This window comes from Roseovarius sp. SCSIO 43702 (assembly GCF_019599045.1).
In the GTDB taxonomy this organism is placed as follows: Bacteria; Pseudomonadota; Alphaproteobacteria; order Rhodobacterales; family Rhodobacteraceae; genus Roseovarius.
This window is the reverse complement of record NZ_CP080623.1, coordinates 679,528-700,907: the sequence shown is the minus strand read 5'-3', so window position 1 is coordinate 700,907 and position 21,380 is coordinate 679,528. Positions and strand designations below refer to the sequence as shown.

15 protein-coding genes and 1 tRNA gene are annotated in these 21,380 nt (G+C 67.3%); 7 read left to right on the top strand and 9 right to left on the bottom strand.

Going from position 1 to position 21,380, the window contains the following annotated elements:
• The first annotated feature begins 30 nt into the window (after positions 1-30).
• Together K1T73_RS03235 and serA are read left to right on the top strand one after the other, a co-directional pair.
• Positions 31-1,191, top strand: a complete 1,161-nt coding sequence (locus K1T73_RS03235) for a phosphoserine transaminase (protein ID WP_220602557.1) — start codon at positions 31-33, stop codon at positions 1,189-1,191.
• An 85-nt stretch (positions 1,192-1,276) separates the two neighbouring features.
• On the top strand, positions 1,277-2,872 hold the full coding sequence (gene serA / locus K1T73_RS03230) for a phosphoglycerate dehydrogenase (RefSeq protein ID WP_220602556.1): 1,596 nt from the start codon (positions 1,277-1,279) through the stop codon (positions 2,870-2,872).
• Between the two features lie 49 nt (positions 2,873-2,921).
• Here the strand turns inward: serA and panC are convergent, their stop codons facing one another.
• Together panC and panB are read right to left on the bottom strand one after the other, a co-directional pair.
• The gene (panC, locus tag K1T73_RS03225; RefSeq protein WP_220602555.1) at positions 2,922-3,764 is read right to left on the bottom strand and encodes a pantoate--beta-alanine ligase; all 843 of its coding nucleotides are present in this window, start codon (positions 3,762-3,764) and stop codon (positions 2,922-2,924) included.
• Complete coding sequence (panB, locus tag K1T73_RS03220; RefSeq protein ID WP_220602554.1) at positions 3,761-4,600, bottom strand: 3-methyl-2-oxobutanoate hydroxymethyltransferase; 840 nt, start codon at positions 4,598-4,600, stop codon at positions 3,761-3,763. Before panB ends, panC begins: the two co-directional genes overlap by 4 nt.
• A gap of 131 nt (positions 4,601-4,731) precedes the next feature.
• On the opposite strand from panB, the gene K1T73_RS03215 reads away from it, so the two are divergent.
• Complete coding sequence (locus K1T73_RS03215; protein ID WP_220602553.1) at positions 4,732-5,904, top strand: winged helix-turn-helix domain-containing protein; 1,173 nt, start codon at positions 4,732-4,734, stop codon at positions 5,902-5,904.
• An 18-nt stretch (positions 5,905-5,922) separates the two neighbouring features.
• Here the strand turns inward: K1T73_RS03215 and K1T73_RS03210 are convergent, their stop codons facing one another.
• Positions 5,923-6,819 (bottom strand): LysR family transcriptional regulator, encoded by an 897-nt coding sequence (locus tag K1T73_RS03210; protein ID WP_220602552.1) that lies wholly within the window; start codon positions 6,817-6,819, stop codon positions 5,923-5,925.
• Between the two features lie 104 nt (positions 6,820-6,923).
• Here K1T73_RS03210 and K1T73_RS03205 point away from each other — a divergent pair, with 104 nt between their 5' ends.
• Together K1T73_RS03205 and K1T73_RS03200 are read left to right on the top strand one after the other, a co-directional pair.
• Positions 6,924-8,063 carry an aromatic ring-hydroxylating dioxygenase subunit alpha gene (locus tag K1T73_RS03205; protein WP_220602551.1) on the top strand — a complete coding sequence of 380 codons (1,140 nt, stop codon included), beginning with the start codon at positions 6,924-6,926 and terminating at the stop codon, positions 8,061-8,063.
• Positions 8,064-8,143: 80 nt separating this feature from the next.
• Positions 8,144-8,611 carry a DUF1203 domain-containing protein gene (locus K1T73_RS03200; protein WP_220602550.1) on the top strand — a complete coding sequence of 156 codons (468 nt, stop codon included), beginning with the start codon at positions 8,144-8,146 and terminating at the stop codon, positions 8,609-8,611.
• Between the two features lie 32 nt (positions 8,612-8,643).
• Here the strand turns inward: K1T73_RS03200 and argE are convergent, their stop codons facing one another.
• Both argE and speB read right to left on the bottom strand, forming a co-directional pair.
• Positions 8,644-9,801, bottom strand: a complete 1,158-nt coding sequence (argE, locus tag K1T73_RS03195; RefSeq protein ID WP_220602549.1) for an acetylornithine deacetylase — start codon at positions 9,799-9,801, stop codon at positions 8,644-8,646.
• A 4-nt stretch (positions 9,802-9,805) separates the two neighbouring features.
• A complete protein-coding gene (gene speB, locus K1T73_RS03190) occupies positions 9,806-10,774 on the bottom strand; it encodes an agmatinase (RefSeq protein ID WP_220602548.1) in 969 nt (322 codons plus the stop codon).
• Between the two features lie 353 nt (positions 10,775-11,127).
• Between speB and K1T73_RS03185 the strand changes: the two genes are divergently transcribed.
• Positions 11,128-12,903 (top strand): autotransporter assembly complex family protein, encoded by a 1,776-nt coding sequence (locus tag K1T73_RS03185; protein ID WP_220602547.1) that lies wholly within the window; start codon positions 11,128-11,130, stop codon positions 12,901-12,903.
• 2 nt (positions 12,904-12,905) lie between these two features.
• Positions 12,906-16,946: a translocation/assembly module TamB domain-containing protein gene (locus tag K1T73_RS03180; RefSeq protein ID WP_220602546.1), complete on the top strand. Its 4,041-nt coding sequence runs from the start codon at positions 12,906-12,908 to the stop codon at positions 16,944-16,946.
• Between the two features lie 57 nt (positions 16,947-17,003).
• Here K1T73_RS03180 and K1T73_RS03175 read toward each other — a convergent pair.
• The 4 genes from K1T73_RS03175 to K1T73_RS03160 form a co-directional block, all read right to left on the bottom strand.
• Positions 17,004-17,080, bottom strand: a tRNA-Pro gene (locus K1T73_RS03175).
• A 76-nt stretch (positions 17,081-17,156) separates the two neighbouring features.
• On the bottom strand, positions 17,157-19,190 hold the full coding sequence (locus K1T73_RS03170; protein WP_220602545.1) for a hypothetical protein: 2,034 nt from the start codon (positions 19,188-19,190) through the stop codon (positions 17,157-17,159).
• A gap of 157 nt (positions 19,191-19,347) precedes the next feature.
• Positions 19,348-20,451, bottom strand: a complete 1,104-nt coding sequence (leuB, locus tag K1T73_RS03165; protein WP_220602544.1) for a 3-isopropylmalate dehydrogenase — start codon at positions 20,449-20,451, stop codon at positions 19,348-19,350.
• 157 nt (positions 20,452-20,608) lie between these two features.
• The gene (locus K1T73_RS03160) at positions 20,609-21,271 is read right to left on the bottom strand and encodes an OmpA family protein (RefSeq protein ID WP_220602543.1); all 663 of its coding nucleotides are present in this window, start codon (positions 21,269-21,271) and stop codon (positions 20,609-20,611) included.
• Between the last annotated feature and the right edge of the window lie 109 nt (positions 21,272-21,380).

The window sequence follows — 21,380 nt, the reverse complement described above, 5'->3', positions numbered from 1 at the left end:
AACGAGGGGCACATATCTGTAAGGGTATCCATGACCGATATCGTCGAACCCGGCACGCGGCCGGAAAACCCGCGTTTTTCCTCCGGCCCCTGCGCCAAGTATCCCACATTCGACCTTGCCGCCCTCTCGGACGCGCCGCTTGGCCGGTCGCATCGCGCGGCCCTGGGCAAGGCGCGGCTGAAGGCCGCCATCGACGGCACGCGCGAGGTGCTGGGCATCCCCGACGGCTACCGCATCGGCATCGTCCCCGCTTCCGACACCGGCGCCGTCGAGATGGCCATGTGGACCATGCTGGGCGCGCGCCCGGTCGAGATGCTGGCCTGGGAGAGCTTCGGCAAGGGCTGGGTGACCGACGCGGTCAAGCAGCTTCAACTCGACGCGACGGTGCGCGAAGCGCCCTATGGGGAAATCGTTAACCTTTCCGAGGTAGACACGGACAAGGACGTGGTCTTCACGTGGAACGGCACCACCTCGGGCGTGCGCGTCCCCAACGGCGATTGGATCAAACCGGATCGCGCGGGGCTCACGATCTGCGATGCCACCTCTGCGGCCTTCGCGCAGCGTTTGCCGTGGGACAAGCTCGATGTCACGACCTTCTCGTGGCAAAAGGTGCTCGGCGGTGAGGCCGCGCATGGCATGATCGTCCTGTCGCCCCGCGCGGTGGAACGGCTCGAAAGCTATACGCCGCCCTGGCCGCTGCCCAAGATTTTCCGTCTCACCAAGGACGGCAAGCTGATCGAGGGCATCTTCGAGGGCGCCACGATCAACACGCCTTCGATGCTCTGCGTCGAGGATTACCTGCGCGCGCTCGACTGGGCGCGCGCGGCCGGCGGGCTCGAGGGCCTGCGCGAACGCGCCTATGCGAACCTCGCGGTGATCCAGCGTTTCGTGGCCGATCACGACTGGCTCCGCTTCCTCGCCCGCGATCCCGCCATCCGCTCGAACACCTCCGTCTGCCTCGTCTTCGGCGACGACCGCATCGACGACGGCGCCGCCTTCGCCAAGGCCGTCGCCAAACGGCTCGAGGAAAAGGGCGTGGCCTACGACATCGGCGCCTATCGCGATGCGCCCGCCGGCCTTCGGATCTGGTGCGGCGGCACGGTCGAGACGTCGGATGTCGAAGCGCTCATGCCGTGGATCGGCTGGGCCTTCGAGACCGAGATCGCCGCTCGTGCGGCCACGCCGGCCTGACGCGGCCCGTCCCGGCCCCCCATCCCATGAGGCCCCGGATCGCTCCGGGGCGCGCGCACCGCTCCTCAATCAAAGGATCACCCCCATGCCCCCCAAGGTTCTCGTTTCCGACAAGCTTTCCGAAACCGCCGTCCAGATATTCCGCGATCGCGGCATCGACGTGGATTTCATGCCCGACCTCGGCAAGGACAAGGAAAAACTCGCCGAGATCATCGGCGATTACGACGGCCTCGCCATCCGCTCGGCCACCAAGGTCACGCCCAAGATCCTCGACCGCGCCACCAATCTCAAGGTGATCGGCCGCGCCGGGATCGGCACCGACAACATCGACAAGGACGCCGCGTCGAAAAAGGGCGTGATCGTCATGAACACGCCTTTCGGCAACATGATCACCACCGCCGAGCACGCCATCGCGCTCATGTTCGCCGTCGCGCGCCAGATCCCCGAAGCCAGCGCTTCGACCCATGCGGGCAAGTGGGAGAAGTCGCGCTTCATGGGCACCGAGCTCACGGCCAAGACGCTGGGCGTCATCGGCGCGGGCAATATCGGCGGCATCGTCTGCGCGCGTGCGCTGGGGCTCCGGATGAAGGTCATCGCCTACGACCCGTTCCTCAGCCAGGAGAAGGCCGACAAGATGGGCGTCGAGAAGGTGGAGCTCGACGAGTTGATCGCGCGCTCCGACTTCATCACGCTGCATGTCCCGCTGACCGACCAGACCCGCAATATCCTGTCGAAGGAACGCCTTGCCCGGACCAAGCCGGGCGTGCGGATCATCAACTGCGCACGCGGCGGGCTGGTGGACGAGGCCGCGCTGGCCGAGCTTCTGAAATCGGGTCACGTCGCCGGGGCGGGCTTCGACGTGTTCGAGGTCGAGCCCGCGACCGACAGCCCCCTTTTCGGCCTGCCCAACGTGGTCTGCACGCCGCATCTCGGCGCCGCGACCACCGAGGCGCAGGAAAACGTCGCGATCCAGGTGGCCGAACAGATCTCGGACTACCTGCTCACCGGCGCCGTGACCAACGCGCTCAACATGCCCTCCGTCACCGCCGAGGAGGCCAAGGTCATGGGCCCGTGGATCCAGCTCGCCGGGCACCTGGGCAACTTCATCGGCCAGATGACGGACGAGCCGATCAAGGCCATCAACATCCTCTATGACGGCGTGGTCGCCTCGATGAACCTCGAGGCGCTGACCTGCGCCGCCGTCGCGGGGATCATGAAGTCCGTGAACCCCGAGGTGAACATGGTCTCGGCTCCCGTCACCGCCCGCGAACGCGGCATCAAGATCAGCACCACGCACCAGGACAAGTCGGGCGTGTTCGACGGCTACATCAAGCTTACGGTCGTCACGGCGGAACGCGAGCGCTCCATCGGCGGCACGGTCTTTTCCGACGGCAAGCCGCGCTTCATCCAGATCAAGGGGATCAACATCGACGCCGAGATCGGGCCGCACATGCTCTATACCACCAACACGGACGAGCCCGGCATCATCGGTGTCCTCGGGCAGACCATGGCCGAGAACGGCGTCAACATCGCCAACTTCACCCTGGGCCGGGCGACGGCCGGGGGCGAGGCGATCGCGCTGCTCTACGTGGATGCCAAGGTCTCGGACGAGGTCATCGGCAAGTTGCGCGAGACCGGCAAGTTCCGCCAGATCCGGCCGCTCGAGTTCGACGTCGCCTGACACGCGGCCCCGGGCGCGGCCCGGGGTCTTGGCCCGCCCGCGCCGGAACCTAGACCGCGATGTTGTCGATGAGCCGCACACCCGCCAGCCACGCCGCCGCGAACAGGCGCGCGGGCCGGTCGGGCGCGGCCAGAAGCCCCAGGTCGTCATTCGCCCGCATCTCGAGGTAATCGACCTCGCCGAAACCGCTTTTCTGCAACCGAGCGATGGCCGTCTCGCGCAAATCGCCGAACGCGCCGCCGCCCCTCACGCCCTCGACGATCCCCTCCATCTCCTCGAAGAGGCGCGGCGCGAGCGTCCGGGCGCGATCCGACAGAAGCAGGTTGCGCGACGACATGGCCAGCCCGTCGATCTCGCGGATCGTGGGGCACCCATGCACCGTCACGCCCATGTCGAGATCGCGCGCCATGCGGCGCACGACCTGGAGCTGCTGGAAGTCCTTCTCGCCGAAGAAGGCGTCCGTCGCCGATGTCTGGAGAAAGAGCTTCGCCACCACCGTCGCCACCCCGTCGAAATGACCGGGCCGATGCACGCCGTCCATCACGTCCGTCAGGCCGGCGACCGACACGGTGGTCGAGAAGCCCTCCGGGTACATCTCGTCCCCCTCGGGTACGAAGATCGCGTCCACATCGAAGCGGGCCAGCTTGCGCGCGTCCTCTTCCTCGGTGCGGGGATAGGTCTTGAGATCCTCGGGATTGTTGAACTGCTTGGGGTTGACGAAGATCGTCACGATCACGCGGTCACAGGTCTTCTTGGCCGCCGCGACCAGCGACAGGTGCCCGTCATGCAGCGCGCCCATTGTCGGCACCACGCCGATCCGCTCGCCCGCCATGACCCATTCGCGGGTCAGCGCGCGCAACTCGGACACCCGCCTGACGATAGGCGCTGTCATTTGTCCTTGGCCTTCCTCGGGGTCTCGGCGGCGAAGGTATGTTCCTCGGCCGGGAAGGTGCGGGCGCGCACCTCGGCGGCGTAGGCGGCGATCGCGGCCTCGCCATCCTCGCCCAGGTTGCCGAAGCGCTTCACGAATTTCGGCTTGAACGCGGTGAACAGCCCCAGCATGTCGTCCACCACGAGGATCTGCCCGTCGCATCCGGCCGATGCCCCGATGCCGATGGTGGGAATGTCGATCTCGGCGGTGATACGGTCGGCCAGCACGGCCGGCACCTTCTCGAGCACGACCGAGAACGCGCCCGCCCCGGCCACCGCGCGCGCATCCGCCATGAGCTTCTCGGCGGCGGCATCGCGGCCCTGCACCTTGTAGCCGCCCAGGGTGTTGATCGACTGCGGCGTGAGGCCCACATGCGCCATCACCGGAACGCCACGGGCGACGAGAAAGGCGATGGTCTCGGCCATGTGCGTCCCGCCCTCGAGCTTCACCGCCCCCGCGCCGGTCTCGCGCATGATCCGCGCGGCGTTGCGAAAGGCCTGCTCGGGGCTTTCCTCGTAGCTGCCGAAGGGCATGTCGACGACCATCATCGCCCGGCTCAGCCCGCGCGCCACGGCCTGCCCGTGCAGGATCATCATCTCCATCGTCACCCCGAGGGTCGAGGTCAGCCCGTGCAGCACCATGCCCACGCTGTCCCCCACCAGCACGAGATCGCAATGCGCGTCCATCATCTGTGCCATCGGCGTGGTGTAGGCGGTCAGGCTCACGATCGGCGTGCCGCCCTTCATCGCGCGGATGTCGTCCGGCAACGGCGCGGTCTTCTTTGCGGTGGCACTCATATCGTGGCCCTCTCGGCGTGCTGCGATGCGGCGAGGGGTAGCAAATGACCGCCGCGATTTCCATGGCAAAAACCGTGTGACGCTGCGGGCGCGGCTTGACTGGGTTGTCGTCGCGGCCAATCCTCGCGCGCATGTCCGCGCCCCTCCGCATCCGCAATCGCGACGCCCGCCGCCTCTGGCTGGACGTGAACGGCCTCGCCGAGACGCCCACCGGCCCGCTCGACGTGGCCGCCATCATCCGGCGCCTCGGTTTCGTGCAGATCGACACGATCCGCAACGTGACGCGTGCACACAATCACATCCTCTGGTCGCGCAACCAGAATTATCGCGAGGGGATGCTCTGGCCGCTGCTGGAACGCGACCGCGCCGTCTTCGAGCATTTCACCCACGACGCCTCGCTCATCCCGATGGAGGTGCTGCCCTACTGGCAAAGACAGTTCCGGCGGCTGGGCGAGAAGGCCGCCGCGCATGAATGGTATCGCTCGGGCCTCGGCCGCGATCAGATCGCGGCGATCCGCGACCGCATCGCACGCGAGGGTGCGCTCTCGACCCACGCCTTCGACACGACGGCCGCCAGCCGCGAGATGTGGGCGCGCCCGCCGCACAAGAAGGCGCTCGACCAGATGTGGTATGCGGGCGAGCTCGCCACCGCGCACCGCAGGAACTTCGTGAAATACTACGACCTGGCCGAGCGCGTCTTTCCCGCCCGTCTGGGCGACGCGCCCGCCGATGCCGAGCAGGTCGACTGGCTGTGCCGCGCGGCGCTCGACCGGATCGGCATCGGCAGTCCGGGCGAGGTTCAGCGGTTCTGGGCCGCCGCGACGGCACGGGAGGTGCGCGACTGGTGCGCCGCGGCGCGATATACCGTCCGGGTCGAGGTCGAGGGCGCGGACGGTCGGTGGACGGCCGCCCTCGCCGCCCCCGATATCGAAACGCGTCTCTCCACCGCACCGGCCCCCACGTCACGGCTGCGCATCCTCAACCCGTTCGACCCGGCGGTGCGTGATCGCAACCGTCTCGAACGCCTCTTCGGCTTCGACTACCGCAACGAGATGTTCGTGCCCGCCTCGAAACGGCGCTGGGGCTACTATGTCTATCCCCTGCTCGAAGCGGATCGCTTCGTCGGCCGGATCGAGGTGAAGGCGGATCGCGCCCGCGATCTCATGCGCGTGACCGGCTTCTGGCCCGAACCGCGCGTCAGGTGGGGCACCGCGCGGCACGAGAAGCTCGCCGCGGAGCTCGCGCGGTTCGCGCGCCTCGCCGGCGTCCGGCAGTTGCAATGGGAGGTGGCCGCCCTCACGTGACGGGACGCGCGCGGCGCCTCACCGCAGATGTTCGCCCGCGATCTCGGTGAACGCCGCCATGGCCCGTGTCTCGCGCAGACCACCGGGCCGCGCGATCACGATGGCGCTTTGTGTCGGGCAATCCCGCAGCGCGCGGATGATCAGGCGGCGCCCGTCATAGCTCAGATCGCCCGCGGGCCGCGTGACGAGGATGGAATAGCCAAGCCCCTGCGCCACGAGACCGCGCACCACCTCCATCGAGGGCGACGTCTGCGCGATCCGCGGCTCGAGACCGCGCGCACGAAAGAAATTGAGAAAGAAGTCGCGGCTGGGCGGCATGTCGAGCAGGATGAGCGGCTCGTCCACCAGGTCCTCGAGCGCGATCTCTTCCCGCTCCGCAAGCCGGTGCCCCTCGGGGAGGGCCACGTAGGGCGATTGTGCCGGCATCGTCTCGAGCGCGAGGTCGGGCGGCAGGTCGATATCGTAGAGCACCGCGAGGTCGAGCCGCCCGGCATAGAGACTGCGCAGGATCTCCGCCTGTCCGCCCTCGCGAATGTCGACCGCGACCCCCGGATGCCGCTCGCCCATCACGCGGATCACGCGCGGCAGCACCTTCGGCGCAAGCGTCGAGAGCGCCCCGACCCTCAGCCGTCCGCGCACGCCCTGCCCCGCCTCCTGCGCGGCACGGCCCAGGTCCTCGGCCTGCGCCACCAGGTTGCGTGCCATCGGCACGAGGTCGGCTCCCGCGCCGGTCAGCGTGACGCCCTGCGCGTGGTGACGCAGCAGGAGCTGGACACCAAGCCGCGCCTCGAGCTTGGCGATCGCGACCGAGATCGTGGGCTGCGAGACGTTGAGCCGCGCCGCCGCGCCCGCGACCGAGCCCTCGTCGACACAGGCCAGCAGGTATTCCAGTTGCTTCAGCGTGAAATCGGCCATTGCATAGCTTTCCCCTAGCTTGAGCCTAAGAAGAATGAATTTTGCAAAACTCGTCCAGAGGTTTATGCAGATGAACCGAGTGCTCGCCCGTCAAGGAGACTGCCATGACCCGCCACGACACAACGCTTTCACCCATGGCCGAACTGGCCCGCAACGTCGCGCAGCCTTTCGAGAGCGCGCGCGCGATGCCGAAATCGGTCTATACCGACCCCGCCTTCCTCGAGGCCGAACTCTCCCAGATCTTCGCGAAAGACTGGTTCTGCGTCGGCCGCGCCGACATGCTTACCGAGCCGGGCGACTACACCACGCTCTCGCTCGCCGGTCAGCCGATCATGGTCATCCGCGACCGCGAGGGCGCGCTTCGTGCGCAATCGAACGTCTGCCTGCACCGCATGTCCACGCTGCTCGAAGGATCGGGCAACACGCGGGCCATCGTCTGCCCCTACCACGCCTGGACCTACAATCTCGACGGCAACCTGCGCGGTGCGCCGGCGATGACCAAGAACGATGAGTTCTGCAAGGACAACTACCGCCTGCCGCAAGTGCGCTGCGAGGAATGGCTGGGCTGGATCATGGTCACCCTCAATCCCGACGCGCCGGCGGTGGCCGATCAACTCTCGAAGGTCGAGGATCTCGTCGGCGATTTCGGGATGGAGAACTACTCCCAGACCTTCTTCGAGACCCACACATGGGACACGAACTGGAAGGTGCTGGCCGAGAACTTCATGGAAAGCTATCACCTGCCTGTCTGCCACGCGGGCACCATCGGCGGGCTCTCGAAGCTCGACGAGATGGTCTGCCCCCCGGGCGAGGAGGCTTTCAACTATCATTGGATCCTGAAGGAAGAGCATTTCAAGCTCGCCAATGCGCATCCCACGAACACGCGGATCGAGGGCGAGCGGCGGCGCACGACCTTCCTGCTGGCGATCTACCCGAGCCTTCTGATCACGCTGACGCCCGGGTATTTCTGGTATCTCAGCCTGCACCCGAACGGTGTGGGCAAGGTCGACATCCGCTTCGGCGGCGGCATGGCGCCGGAATTCGTCAACGACCCCGACGCGCAAAGCCATTTCGAGGCCGTGAAGGCGCTTCTCGATGACGTGAACGTCGAGGATCGGGGCTGCACCGAGAAGGTCTATGCCGGTCTCTGCTCGACCATGGCCGAACCGGGCCACCTGTCGCACCTGGAGCGGCCGAACTACGAGTTCGCACATTACCTCAACAACCGCGTGAACCCGAGCTGACAAAGAGCAGGAAACGGGTCGTCCAACGGCGTGGCCTGTCGCATCATGGGTGCGACAGGCCACCACCGAGGACCGATCCGATGACCTTCCAGATCCACGCGCTCGACCCCGAGATCTTCGCCGGTCTCTTCGAGCTTCCCGATGACGAACTGGCCCGCCGAAACGCGTGTCGCGTGACGGTCGAGGCCAAGCCCGGCACACCCTGCCGCGTCAGCCTCGCGGATGCCGAACCGGGCGAAACGGTCCTCCTTGTTCACCACGAGCATCAGCCCGCGCAATCGCCCTACCGCGCCAGCCACGCGATCTTTGTCCGTCCCGGCGTCGCCCGTGCGCGGCCGGCAGTGGACGAGATCCCGGAGGTTCTGCGATCTCGCCTGATTTCCGTGCGGGTCTTCGATGCAGGGGACATGATGATCGCCGCCGATGTGGTCGCGGGCACCCGGCTGGACGCCGCGCTCTCCGCCGCTTTCGCCGACCCGCAAGCGCATTACGTGCATCTCCACTACGCGAAACCGGGCTGTTTCGCCGCGTCGGTCACGCGTGCCTGAAGCGATTCGGCTCAGGTCAAAAGCGAAACGCTTCAGATGCCCGCCTCGAGCCGCTCGAGCAGCGTGTCGAGCATCGCGTCGCAGCGCTCGATCTGGCTGACCTCGACATATTCGTCGGGCTTGTGACCCTGCATCATCGAGCCCGGCCCGCACACCACCGTGGGCACGTCGAGCTCCTGCGAGAAAAGCCCGCCCTCGGTGCCGAACGCCACCTTGCAGGTGGCATTGCCGCCCGTCAGCGACTTGACGAAACCCACCACGTCCGCCGAGCGCGACGTGTTCAGACCGGGGTAGGAGAAGGTCTCGGCAATCTCGATCGCGGCCTCGGGTGCATGGTCGGCCACCCCCGCCACGATCCGCCCGGCGCGGGCGCGGATCTCGGCCAGTATCGTCTGCGGGTCGTCCTCGGCCACGTTGCGGATCTCGAAATCCACCTCGCAGAGGTTCGGCACGATGTTGAGCGCGACGCCGCCGGCGATCTTGGCCGCGTGGACGGTGGTGTAGGGCACGTCGTAATCCCCGTCCTGCGCCCCCTCGTCGCGCAGGCCCGCCTGCACATCGCGCAACTCCGCGATGAGGTCGGCGCCCAGATGCAGCGCGTTCATGGCAAGCGGCGCCAACGCGGAATGCCCCTCGCGGCCCACGCAGCGCGCCCTGAGCGCGATCTTGCCCTTGTGTCCGGTCGCCACGGTCAGCGATGTGGGCTCGCCCACGATGCACATGGCGGGCCGGACCGGCGCCTCGCGCAGAAGGTCGATCATCGAGCGCACCCCCTGGCAGCCGATCTCCTCGTCATAGGAAAAGGCGAGATGCAGCGGGGTCTTCAGCTCGCGCCGCGCGGCCTTCAGCCCCGCCGCCAACGCGCAGGCCACGAACCCCTTCATGTCCGCCGTGCCGCGCCCGTAATACCGGTCGTTCTCCTCGGTCAGCTCGAAAGGCGGCTTGCTCCAGTCCTGCCCGTCCACCGGCACCACGTCGGTATGCCCCGAGAGCATGACCCCGCCCCGATCCGACGGGCCGATCGTGGCCAGAAGGTTGGCCTTCGTGCCCTCCTCGTTGGGTATGATGGTCGCCTCGACTCCCACCCCGGCCAGCGCGTCGCGCACGTAGTCCATGAGGTCCATGTTGGGATTGCGGCTCACCGTGTCGAAGGCGATGAGACGGGCGAGAATTTCCGCGGAACTGGTCATTTCCTCAGCCCTTCCTCGCGGCGCGCTGATGCATCACGCGGCCGATCGTGTTGAGAAGCACCTGCGCGGCGAGGATCGAAGTGGTGCCGGTCGTGTCGTAATCCGGCGCGACCTCGACCAGGTCCATGCCGACGATATCGCCACGCCTGGCCAACCCGTCGATCAGTTCCAGCATCTCGTAATAGAGGAACCCGCCGTGGCTCGGTGTGCCGGTGCCGGGGGCGATGGACGGATCGAACCCGTCGATGTCGATGGTGAGGTAATAGCGTGCGCCTTCGGGGATGCGGTCGAGCATCCCCTCGACACCCATCTTGCGGAACTGCCGCACCGAGACGATATCGGCCCCCATCTCGCGCGCGGCCTCGTAGCCGTCGCGCGCGGTGGACGACACGTTGCGAATGCCGATCTGGCTCAGGCCCGTGACATACCCCTTCTCGGCGGCGCGGCGCATCGGGTTGCCATGTCCGAAGCGCACGCCGTGCCGTTCATCCACGAAATCGAGATGCGCGTCGATCTGCACGACATGAATGGGCTCCTGGTCGTCGAAGGCGTTGATGCAGGGGATATTGACCGAATGATCCCCTCCGATCACCACCGGCAGCGCGCCGGCGGCCAGCATCTTGCGCACGCCATGCTCGATATTGGCATGGCTCTGCCCGGTGTCGGTATGCACGATGTCGGCGTCCCCGATATCGACGATCCGCACCTTGGCCGGATCGAGATAGGTCTCGTCATCCTCGTGATCGTAGGCTCCGCCCAACCCGAAGGAGAAAAGCGTCGACGCCTCGCGCACGCCCCGGGGCCCCATGCGCGCCCCCGAGCGCCACTGGCACCCCTGGTCGAAGGGGGCGCCCATCACGGCGACATCGGCGTCGATGGCGTCCCAATCCTCCACATAGGGGTACTTCCCGAAGGTGCAGATGCCCACGAAAGGCAGATTGAGACGTCGGGTTTCGTTCGCGTGCCCGGTCATGGCTATCTCTCCGGTTTGCAGGTTGCGGCGACGGGGCGCCGGCGCCCCGAATTTGGTCCGGGAGCGACCGTGGCACAGGCACGGGGCGGGCACAATCATCGGAATGCGCCGCCGCACGCGACACGCCCGCAAGCCACCGACCGCCAGGGGCCGGCGCTGCGCGGGAACCCGCCGATGGTCCCTGTGGCCCACAGCGGCGCAAAACAGGGCCCGGGGAACCTGCTGGAGGCTTCGCGCTTATTGCAATAGGCTTTGCCTGCAACATGCGGCCATGGCCGCAGGGACAACCGGGCGAAGGGGCAGAGAGTTTGGGACGGGAAACGGGGTTCTGGTGCACATTCAAGGTCGCGCTCATGGCGACATTCATCTCCGCCGCATCGGTCGTCTCCGCACAGCAGGTCGCCTTCGACATACGCACGAATGATGACGATCTGCGCGAGGCGCTGGTCGATGCGTCGCTTGTCCGGTCCGCCAAGGACGAGGGCCGCACCGATCCCCAGGACATCATCGCGGCGGCCAATGCCGACTATGCCAAGCTTCTGAGCGTGCTCTACCAGTTCGGCTATTACAGCGGTGTCATCAACATCCGCGTGGACGGCCAGGAAGCCGCGCGCATGTCGCCCTTCGCGCGTCCCTCGGGCATCGGACGGGTCGTGGTGCGCGTCGATCCCGGCCGCCCCTTCACCTTCGGCCGTGCCGAGATCGGGCCGCTCGCGCCCGGCACCGAGTTGCCCGAGAACTTTCGCCGCGGCGAACGCGCGCGCGCGCGCATCATCCAGAGGACCGTCGACGCGGGGATCGAGGGCTGGCGCGACGTGGGCCGCGCCAAGGCCGAACTCGCCGGGCAGAACCTCGTCGCCGATCACCGCGCCAAGACGCTGATCGCGCAACTGGCGTTGCGGCCCGGCCCGGTGGTCTATTTCGGCGACCTCGTGCAGACGAGCCGCAGCGCGGTGCGCCCCGAGCGCCTCCAGGCGATCGCGGGCCTGCCGACGGGCGAACGCTTCTCGCCCGACGAGCTCGAGACATCCGCCAAGCGCCTGCGCCGCACCGGCGCGTTCAAGTCCGTATCGCTCACCGAGGCCGAAGAGCTGCGCGACGGAAACGTCATGGATATCCGCATGGACGTCGCCGACGAGAAGCCGCGCCGCTTCGGCTTCGGCGCCGAGATATCCGGCAACGAGGGTCTCACCCTCTCGAGCTTCTGGCTCCACCGCAATCTTCTCGGCGGCGCCGAACGCCTGCGTTTCGATGCCCGGGTCGGCGGCATCGGCAGCGAGGAAGGCGGCTTCAACGGGCGCGAGGGTATCGACTACGAGGTCGCGGGCCGGTTCGAGCGCCCCGCGACCTTCGGCGCCGACACCACGCTCTACGTGGCCGGGCGCATCGCGCGCGAGGACGAGCCCAACTATCTCTCCGACCAGATCGAGCTCGGCTTCGGGTTCAGCCGGATCGTCACCGACAAGCTGACCGTCGAGGCGGGTCTCGCGCTCCGCTATTCCGACGAAACGGATGTCACCGGCAACTCCGAGTTCTTCCACCTGCTCGTGCCGCTGCGGGCGACCTATGACAGCCGCGACATCCCGCTCGATCCGGCCGAAGGCTACTATCTTCAGGCCGAGGTCATGCCCTTCATCTCGCTCGACAACACGGATTCCGGTGCCCGGATCAAGCTCGACGGCCGCACCTACCGGCAACTTGACAGCGACGGGCTCTTCACGGTCGCGGGCCGGCTGCAATTCGGCAGCGTCCTGGGCTCGAGCATCTCGGACACGCCGCAGGAATTCCTGTTCTATTCGGGCGGCGGCAACACGGTGCGCGGCCATCCCTATCAATCGCTCGGCGTGAACACCGGCGGCGGGCTGACCGGCGGGCGCTCCTTCGTGGCCGCCTCCGCCGAGCTTCGGGTCGACCTGCCGGGCAGTTTCGATCCCGTCGCCTTCTACGACGTGGGCTATATCGGCCCGGAAGCGATCTACGACGGCAGCGGACGCTGGCACAGCGGCGCGGGCGTCGGGCTTCGCTACGCGACGGGCATCGGCCCGATCCGGCTCGACGTGGCGCTCCCCGTCAGCGGAAGCACCGGCGACGGCGTTCAGGTCTATATCGGTATCGGACAGGCGTTTTGAGTATGTTTAACAAAGTTGATCATCCCTGGCTGCGCGCGCTGCGAATCGCGCTTCTGGTCCTCTTGGCGAGCCTGGGCATGGCCGCCGACGCGCAGGATCAGGAGCAGGAGCGGGAGGACCGCGGCTTCCTGCAAGGTCTCATCGAGGACAATCTCTCGACCGAGGGCCGCGACGTGCGCATCGAGGGGTTCAGGGGCGTCCTCAGCAGCGAGGCGACGCTCGACAAGCTGACCATCGCGGACGAGGACGGCATCTGGCTCACCGTGACCGACGTCACCCTGGACTGGAGCCGCAGCGCGCTCCTGACCGGCCGGCTGTCCGTGACCGAGTTCTCCGCCGAGGAGATCATCCTCGAACGCCTTCCCAAGCCGCAGGAAGGCCCCGATGTTCCTGAGCCCGAATCCACCGGCTTTTCGCTTCCCGATCTTCCCGTCGCGGTGAATATCGAGAAGATCGCGGCCAAGAAGGTCGTGCTCGGCGAGCCGATCCTGGGCGAAGAGCTGAGCCTGTCGCTCGAGGGCTCGCTTCAGCTCGACGATGGCGAGGGCAGCGCCACGCTCGACGTCAGCCGGCTTGACCGAAGCTCCGATTTCGTATCGCTCGAGGCCAGTTTCTCCAACGCCGACCGCGTCCTCGGGATCGATCTCACCGTGACCGAGGCCGAGGGCGGGCTGGCGTCGAAGCTGATGGGCATTCCGGGCAATCCTTCCTTCGAGCTGACCGTCAAGGGCAACGCGCCGCTCGACGATTTCACTGCCGAGATCGCGCTCGATACCGATGGCGAGCGGCGGCTCGGCGGAACCGTGACGATCCAGTCGCCCTCCCCCGATCCCGAGACGCCCGACGCCGCGACCCCCACACGTTTCGCCGCGGATATTCGCGGCGACGTGGCACCAATCTTCGCACCCGATTACCGCGATTTCTTCGGGCGCGACGTGGCGCTCGTGGTCGAGGGATCGAAGCCCGCCGACGGAGGCCTCACGATCGACACGTTCACGCTCGACGCCGCGGCGCTCGAACTTGCGGGCACGTTGCAGATCGGTCCCGACAACTGGCCCGAACGCTTCGACCTCACGGGCACGCTCGCCTCGAAGGACGGCGCCCCCGTCCTCCTTCCGCTCAGCGGCCCAAGAACGACGCTCGACACGCTCGACCTCGCGCTGCGCTATGACCGTGCGCGCGGCGACGATTGGCGCCTCACGCTCGACGCAAGCGGCCTCGAGCGCGAAGAACTCGGCCTGCGCCGGATCGAACTCACCGGCGGGGGCACCCTGAGCCAGGGCGACCCGGGCCAGCCGGGACGCGTGGACGGCGCGCTCGACTACCGGGTTCAGGACCTTGACCTGACCGATCCGGCGCTGGCCCGCGCAATCGGTGAAAACATCTCGGGCGATGTCGATTTCGAATGGCGGCAGGGCACGCCCTTCCGCCTCACCGCATTGACGCTCAACGGCGCGGATTACGCGCTCGACGGCTCCGCCGAGATCGCCAACCTGACGGACCCCGAAACGCCCCTGCGCCTTTCGGCCAAACTCGACCTGGTGGCCCGCGATCTCGCCCGTTTCGCGGAACTTGCGGGCACCGATCTCGGCGGTGCGGCCGAGGTCACGCTGGACGCGGGCATGGTGCCGGCCGAGGGCCGCAGCAACCTGCGCGTCACGGGCACGGCGCGCGATCTGGCCCTCGGTCAGCCACGCATCGACCCGCTTCTCGACGGCGAGACGCAACTCTTCGCCGACCTGCGGCGCGGTCCCGACGGCACCTTCATCGAGAAGCTCACGCTCGACTCCCCGCTCACCAACCTCACCGCGAACGCGGCGTGGAAATCGGAAGGAAGCCGCGCGGAACTGGCGCTGAACCTCTCGGACATGAGCGTGATCGACTCGCGCCTCGACGGCGCCGCGAGCCTGCTTCTCAACGCCGATCAGGCCGAAACGACCCCGGACCTGTGGAATCTCCGCCTGAGCGCCACGGGACCCGGCGACGCGCTGCTGACGGCCAACGGCACTGTCGAACTGCGCGAGGAGTTCAAGCCCGGCACCGCCACTCTCGACGCCAATCTCGTGGCCGGAAACCTCTCGCCCTATGCCGGGATCGCGGGCCGACCCCTGCGAGGCTCCGTCGATCTTTCCGTCGCGGCCTCGGGCGATATCGAGGCCCGCATCGGGGAAGCGACGGCGACCATGGCCGGCACCGACCTCGCCATCGGCATCGAGGCGGTCGACACGATCCTGCGCGGCGATTCGACCGCGCGGGTCGAGGCCGCGCGCGATGCGACAGGCACGATCACCGTCACGACCGCCCGCGTCACCTCGCCCCGCATCGACGCCACGGGCCAAGGCGCACTTGCCGCCGATGGCAGCGGCCGCGCGACGCTCGATCTGACCGGCCAGAACCTTGCTATCGGCAATCCGCAGGTCGATCCGCTTCTGCGCGGGACCACCACGCTCGACGCCTCGCTCGAACGCGCGGCCGACGGGACGATCACCATCAAGACCGCCGATCTCGACAATCCGCAGATCAGTGCCGACGCCTCGGGCACGCTCGGCACGGATGGCTCCTCCTCGGCGCGGTTCGACGCGCGGCTGGCGAATGTCGCGCTGCTCGCCCCCGAGTTCTCGGGCCCCGCGACGGCAAGCGGCACGATCCGCGGGGACAATGGCGGCTACGTGGTCGATGCCGACGCCACCGGCCCCGCCGGCATGACGGTCAGCGTCTCGGGCCGCATCGGCTCGGGCGGCGCTCTGAACCTCGCCGCGACCGGCCAGGCGCCGCTCGCGCTTGCCAATCCCTTCATCAGCCCCCGGAGCCTGTCGGGTGTCGCACGGTTCGATCTTCGCATCGACGGCCCGCCGGCCCTCTCCTCCGTCTCGGGCAGCGTGACCACGCGCGGCGCGGGCGTGGCGCTTCCCAACCTGCGGCTCGGGCTCGATGACGTGAACGGCAACATCGACCTGCGCGGCGGCGGAGCACAGGTCGACCTGACCGCCGCGGTCTCGACCGGCGGCCAGATCGCCGTGAACGGCCGCGTCGGGCTCGAACCTCCGTTCCAGTCGGATCTCGCGGTCGAGCTGCGCCGCGTCGGCATCACAGATCCGGGCCTCTACACCACCACCGCCGACGGCCGCATCACCTTCAACGGACCTGCAACCGGGGGCGCGTCGATCGCCGGCACGATCAATCTCGGCGAAGTGAAGGTTCAGATCCCCGACGGCGCGCTCACCTCCGGCGCGAAGCTGCCCGGCCTCAAGCACGTGAACGAACCCGCGGACGTCCGGCGCACCCGCGCCTTCGCGGAGTTCATAGAGCAGGGCGAGGAAGGCAGCGCCATCGCGGCCTCGGGGCCGAGCTACCCGCTCGACATCCGCATCAACGCGCCCGCCCGCATCTTCGTGCGCGGCCGCGGCCTCGACGCCGAACTGGGCGGAGGGTTGCATCTGCGGGGGACGAGCCGCAACATCATCCCCGAGGGGCAATTCGACCTCATCCGCGGACGGCTCGACATCCTGGGCAAGCGGCTCGACCTGACCGAGGGGTATCTGCGGATGCAGGGAAGCTTCGTGCCCTACATCTATCTCGTGGCGCAGACGGACGCGGGCGATGTCGATGTCTTCATCGTGGTCGAGGGCCCCGCGTCGGAGCCCGACATCACCTTCTCGTCCCAGCCCGAACTCCCCGACGACCAGATTCTGTCGCAGCTCATCTTCGGCCGCGACATCAGCCAGATCTCGGCCTTCCAGGCGCTCCAGCTGGCTTCCGCCGTGGCCACCCTCGCGGGCCGGGGCGGCGATGGCGTCGTGGGCAAGCTGCGCAAGGGGTTCGGCCTCGATGATCTCGACGTGACGACCGGTCCCAACGACGAAACGCAGCTCAAGGCCGGGAAATACCTGTCCGAGAACCTCTATTCCGAGGTCGAAGTCGACTCCGAAGGCCAATCGCAGATCAACCTCAACCTCCAGATCAACAAGAACCTCAAGGCCAAGGGCAGCTTCGGCGCGGACGGCGACAGCGGTCTCGGCATCTTCTTCGAGAAGGATTACTGAGCGAAGGGCGCGACACCACGACCCAAACGAAAAGGCCCCCGTGGGGGCCTTCTTCTTTGGTCGGAGTGAGAGGATTCGAACCTCCGGCCCCTGCCTCCCGAAGACAGTGCTCTACCAGGCTGAGCTACACTCCGACCGTGGGCCGCCGCATAGCGCCAATCGGCGCGGCTTGCAAGCGCCGTGTTGGGGCCGGGCGCGAGCCCGACGCCCTCACCAGCCCGGCGGACGGCGGACATCCCAGGTGCCATAGTCGAAGGTCACGTCGACACCGTCGAACGTCACCACCTTCGGCCTGTCCTGCGCGTCGAAGATCACCGGGATCGCCACCCCGTCCATCGAGAAGGTCGTGGCCGTGCACCCCTTGCCACCCTCGGGACAGGGGGTCGCGCTGCGTCGGACCTCGCCGCCCTCCGGCGCGCGCGCCTTCTTCAGGTTCGACCATGAGAAGCGCTTGGCGAAGATCCTGGGCATCTGCGACATGAAATCGCCCTCGTCGTCATGCGCACCGGGAAACTCCATCCGCAGGAGCGCGTTGTTGCGTTGCATGCCGCCCAGGATCATCGTCTTGGCCTGCGCGGGCACGTGTTGCCAGCCGCCCCGCCACATGGCCAGGTCGCGCGCGCTGATATACATGGCCTCGCCGCCCGGCGTCCTGAACTCGGTATAGCTTCCATCGGCCACGTAGGTCGCGACCGCATCGCCCATCTCGAGGCGCACCATGCAATCGCTGCCCGCCACGTCGAAACTGCCGAGCTCCACGCTTGTCTTCTCCGGCGTCTTCGGGCGAAGCCCGGTTTCGCGCCGGGTGACGGGGCTTTCGATCTCGACCGAAACCTTCACCTTGCCGGCGCGTGCGGGCGTGATGCTCAGCCCCTCGACCCTCCCGTTATCGACCTTGAGCTTCCAGTTATCCGCCGGCGCCTGGTCGAGCGCGCGCACCTTCATCTCGGACGCACGCCCCGCCTGGAAGCAATCCGGTGGCTCGAAAAGAACAGGCCGCGTTCGCACGTCGAGCTTGAACTCCCGCGCCTCGGTCGCACCGGGCTCGGGCGTGTGCGCCACCCGGTAGAAGCCAAGCTCATCGGGCGCTTCGTTCCCGTCGATCAGAACGTAATCCTTGTGCTTCTCCCGCGCCTTCCGATGTTCCCGCACCAGGGTGAGCGTGTCGTCGGCATCCTTGATCTCGACCTCGGCCAACAGGATGTTGTCCTTGGGTTCGCTGTCCTTGGTGGGTGTCACCGAGAGCGACATGAGCATGGGATGCGCCGCGAAGGGCACGACCTTTCCGTCGAAAACGAGGTCCACCGGCGCATCCGTGCGCGGCACCTTGACCTCGTGGCGCGAGATGTCGCCGTAGTAGAGATAGCGACCGGTGCGCCCGCCGCCTCCGCTGCCTTCCTCGATGTTGTTGAACCGCGCGACGTAGTCGGGAAAGACCTGGTCGAAGGTGGCCGATTTCACGAGGCCCGCATCGTACCAGACATCCATGAGCTGCGCGGCACTTTCGCGACCGCGCAGGGACACGTTGAGAATGCCCTCCTGCGCGAGATAGGCCACCGCATCCTGGCTGCCGAGACGGCGCCCGACGGTCAGGGCGTAATCCCACTTGCCGTAACCCGGATCGTCCTTTCCATCCCAGAACTCCCGGTCCAGCACCATGGAATACTTCGGTTCGTAGACGCCATCCCCCTGACCGTTCCTGATACCCCAGGCCGTGCCGATGGCCGTCGCAACCATCTCGTTGATCCAGTTCGCGCCGCCGGGATCGCGGGCCGGTTGCAACGCGTGAACATATTCGTGAACGATGGTCTGCCCATCCGCCATCTCCCCCGCGTTCTCGATCGGAAGGATCATCCGACCCCTGTAGAGCGGGTCGAGAATATGGCACGCGATCGAATCGCTTCCGCATTGCGTTTCATGCTTGGCGCGGTCGAGTTGCAGCCGCACCGCCTTCGTCCCGTTCAGACCCTTTTCGAGGTTCTCGACCCCCACCGGGAAGCCCATCTCCTCGAGCCAGCCGCGTGCCTTCTGCAACTCCTTCAGTCCGGCCACCGCCGCCTTGCGATCCGCGGCGTTCATGCGGGACGCGTCGCAGAGCGCGGCTTCAACGCACAACATGCTGAAATTCTCGGTCTCCGCGACCAATGCCTGCGTGGTCGAAACGCTTTGCGCCGCTGCCCCGATGGGCCACGCCACGATGCCCCCGACCGCGAAACCGGCCAATGCCCTGATGACGGATCGCATGTCTCTTCTCCCCTCCGATGCCTGTTGGCGGGTATTGAGACCCGACCGGCACGACGGGTCAAGTATGCCCATCCTGACCGAGACGGCGCAGCGCAGAGAGGGACCGCCCGCCGCAAGTTCGAGGCGGGAGGCCGGACGTCCAGTTGCGGGAACCGTGTCAGAGGCTCGCGTCGAGCGCCCCGATGATCGCGTCGCCCATCTCGGAGGTCGAGATCGGCGTGCCGCCCTCGGGTCCGAGCAGATCGGCGGTGCGCTTGCCCTCGGCCAGCACCGTCTCCACCGCCGCCTCGAGGCGCGCGGCCTCGTCGCCCTTGTCGAAGCTGTAACGCAGCGCCATGGCGAAACTCAGGATGCAGGCGATGGGGTTGGCCTTGCCCTGCCCGGCGATGTCGGGCGCGCTTCCGTGCACCGGCTCGTAAAGCGCCTTGGGCCGCCCGTTCTCCATCGGCGCCCCAAGGCTGGCCGAGGGCAGCATCCCCAGCGAGCCGGTCAGCATCGCGGCGCAATCGCTCAGGATGTCGCCGAAGAGGTTGTCGGTGACGATCACGTCGAACTGCTTGGGCGCCCGGACAAGCTGCATCGCGCCGTTGTCGGCGTACATGTGGGTCAGCTCGACCTCCGGGTAGTCCTGTGCCACCCGGTTCGCCACCTCGCGCCAGAGGATACCGGATTCCATCACGTTGGCCTTTTCCATCGAACACACCCGGCGCCCCCGCCGCATGGCCAGTTCGAACGCCGCGCGCACGGCGCGTTCGATCTCGCTTTCGGTGTATCGCTGGGTGTTGATGCCGACCCGCTCGTTGCCCTCCTCGAAGATGCCGCGCGGCTCTCCGAAATAGATCCCGCTCGTCAGTTCGCGCACGATCATGAGGTCGAGGCCCGCCACCACGTCCTTCTTGAGGCTCGAGAAATCGGCCAGCGCGTCGAAACACTGCGCGGGCCGCAGGTTCGCGAAAAGGTCCATCTCCTTGCGCAGGCGCAAAAGGCCCCGCTCGGGCTTCACCGAGAAATCGAGATCATCGTATTTCGGTCCGCCCACGGCCCCTAGCAGGACGGCATCGACCGCTTGCGCACGCGCCATCGTCTCGTCGGTCAGCGGCACCCCGTGCTCGTCATAGGCCGACCCGCCCACAAGGTCCTCCTCCACGTCGAACGCGATACCGCGCTTCGCCCCGAACCAGTCGATGACCTTGCGCACCTCGGCCATGACCTCGGGGCCGATCCCGTCACCGGGCAGGATGAGAAGCGATGGGTTGGTCATGGCGCGCGGTCCTTCGTGCGGGTTGATTTTCCCGGTCGGCGTAGCGCGCGGCGCGGGGATGGTCAAGAAAGCCCGCCGCCGACGGAAGGACCCTCGCGCGCAACGCAAACGGCCCGGAGAGCCGTCGCTCGTCCGGGCCGTTCCGAGATCCGTTGCATCACGCGTTCGGAAGGATCACGATCTCCACCCGCCGGTTCTGGGCGCGGCCCTCGGCCGTGAGGTTCGAGGCGATGGGCTGATCCTCGCCGCGGCCGAAGGTGCGGATGCGGTTGAACGACACGCCCCCCTCCATCAGCACGTCCGCGACCGCGTTCGCGCGGCGCTCCGACAGGCGCTGGTTGTAGTCGGCCGCGCCGGTGTTGTCGGTGTGGCCCACGACCTGCACCGTGGTGTCGGGATAGGACTTGAGGCTGTTCGCCACCGTCCGCAGATCGCCGCGCAGGCCGGAATTCACCGCGAAGCTGTCCACCGCGAAGAGGATGTCCTGAGGCATCGTCACGATCAGGCGATCGCCGGTGTTGGTCACGGTCACGTTGTCGTTCGCGATGTCGCGCTCCAGCTCGGCGGCCTGCTTGTCGAGCGCGTTGCCGATCGCGGCACCGCCCAGCGCACCGATGGCCCCGCCGATGAGCGCACCCTTGGCCTTCTTGTCGCTCGCCGCGGCGCCGGTGATGGCGCCCACCATGCCGCCGATCAGCGCGCCCTGCTGCGTGCGCGCATTGGGGTTCTGCCCCTCGAGATGCGCAGGCTCCGCGCAGGCGCTGAGAAGAAGGATCGACGCGCAGCCAAGCGCCGTCACGGATTGGGTCAGTCGGTTCATGATTATGGTGCCTTGTTGCTCGGTCGCCCCCGCTTGGGCGTCGCGCACGAGTATAGGCATCCCTCCGCCGATCCCCAAGCCCTGCTGACGGGAAAATCAGCGGCATTTC

Bases quoted from the DNA above. Each gene is read 5' to 3' on its own strand.
- K1T73_RS03235 (WP_220602557.1), top strand. From the start codon at position 31: ATGACCGATATCGTCGAACCCGGCACGCGGCCGGAAAACCCGCGTTTT.
- serA (WP_220602556.1), top strand. From the start codon at position 1,277: ATGCCCCCCAAGGTTCTCGTTTCCGACAAGCTTTCCGAAACCGCCGTC.
- panC (WP_220602555.1), bottom strand. From the start codon at position 3,764: ATGACAGCGCCTATCGTCAGGCGGGTGTCCGAGTTGCGCGCGCTGACC.
- panB (WP_220602554.1), bottom strand. From the start codon at position 4,600: ATGAGTGCCACCGCAAAGAAGACCGCGCCGTTGCCGGACGACATCCGC.
- K1T73_RS03215 (WP_220602553.1), top strand. From the start codon at position 4,732: ATGTCCGCGCCCCTCCGCATCCGCAATCGCGACGCCCGCCGCCTCTGG.
- K1T73_RS03210 (WP_220602552.1), bottom strand. From the start codon at position 6,819: ATGGCCGATTTCACGCTGAAGCAACTGGAATACCTGCTGGCCTGTGTC.
- K1T73_RS03205 (WP_220602551.1), top strand. From the start codon at position 6,924: ATGACCCGCCACGACACAACGCTTTCACCCATGGCCGAACTGGCCCGC.
- K1T73_RS03200 (WP_220602550.1), top strand. From the start codon at position 8,144: ATGACCTTCCAGATCCACGCGCTCGACCCCGAGATCTTCGCCGGTCTC.
- argE (WP_220602549.1), bottom strand. From the start codon at position 9,801: ATGACCAGTTCCGCGGAAATTCTCGCCCGTCTCATCGCCTTCGACACG.
- speB (WP_220602548.1), bottom strand. From the start codon at position 10,774: ATGACCGGGCACGCGAACGAAACCCGACGTCTCAATCTGCCTTTCGTG.
- K1T73_RS03185 (WP_220602547.1), top strand. From the start codon at position 11,128: ATGGCGACATTCATCTCCGCCGCATCGGTCGTCTCCGCACAGCAGGTC.
- K1T73_RS03180 (WP_220602546.1), top strand. From the start codon at position 12,906: ATGTTTAACAAAGTTGATCATCCCTGGCTGCGCGCGCTGCGAATCGCG.
- K1T73_RS03170 (WP_220602545.1), bottom strand. From the start codon at position 19,190: ATGCGATCCGTCATCAGGGCATTGGCCGGTTTCGCGGTCGGGGGCATC.
- leuB (WP_220602544.1), bottom strand. From the start codon at position 20,451: ATGACCAACCCATCGCTTCTCATCCTGCCCGGTGACGGGATCGGCCCC.
- K1T73_RS03160 (WP_220602543.1), bottom strand. From the start codon at position 21,271: ATGAACCGACTGACCCAATCCGTGACGGCGCTTGGCTGCGCGTCGATC.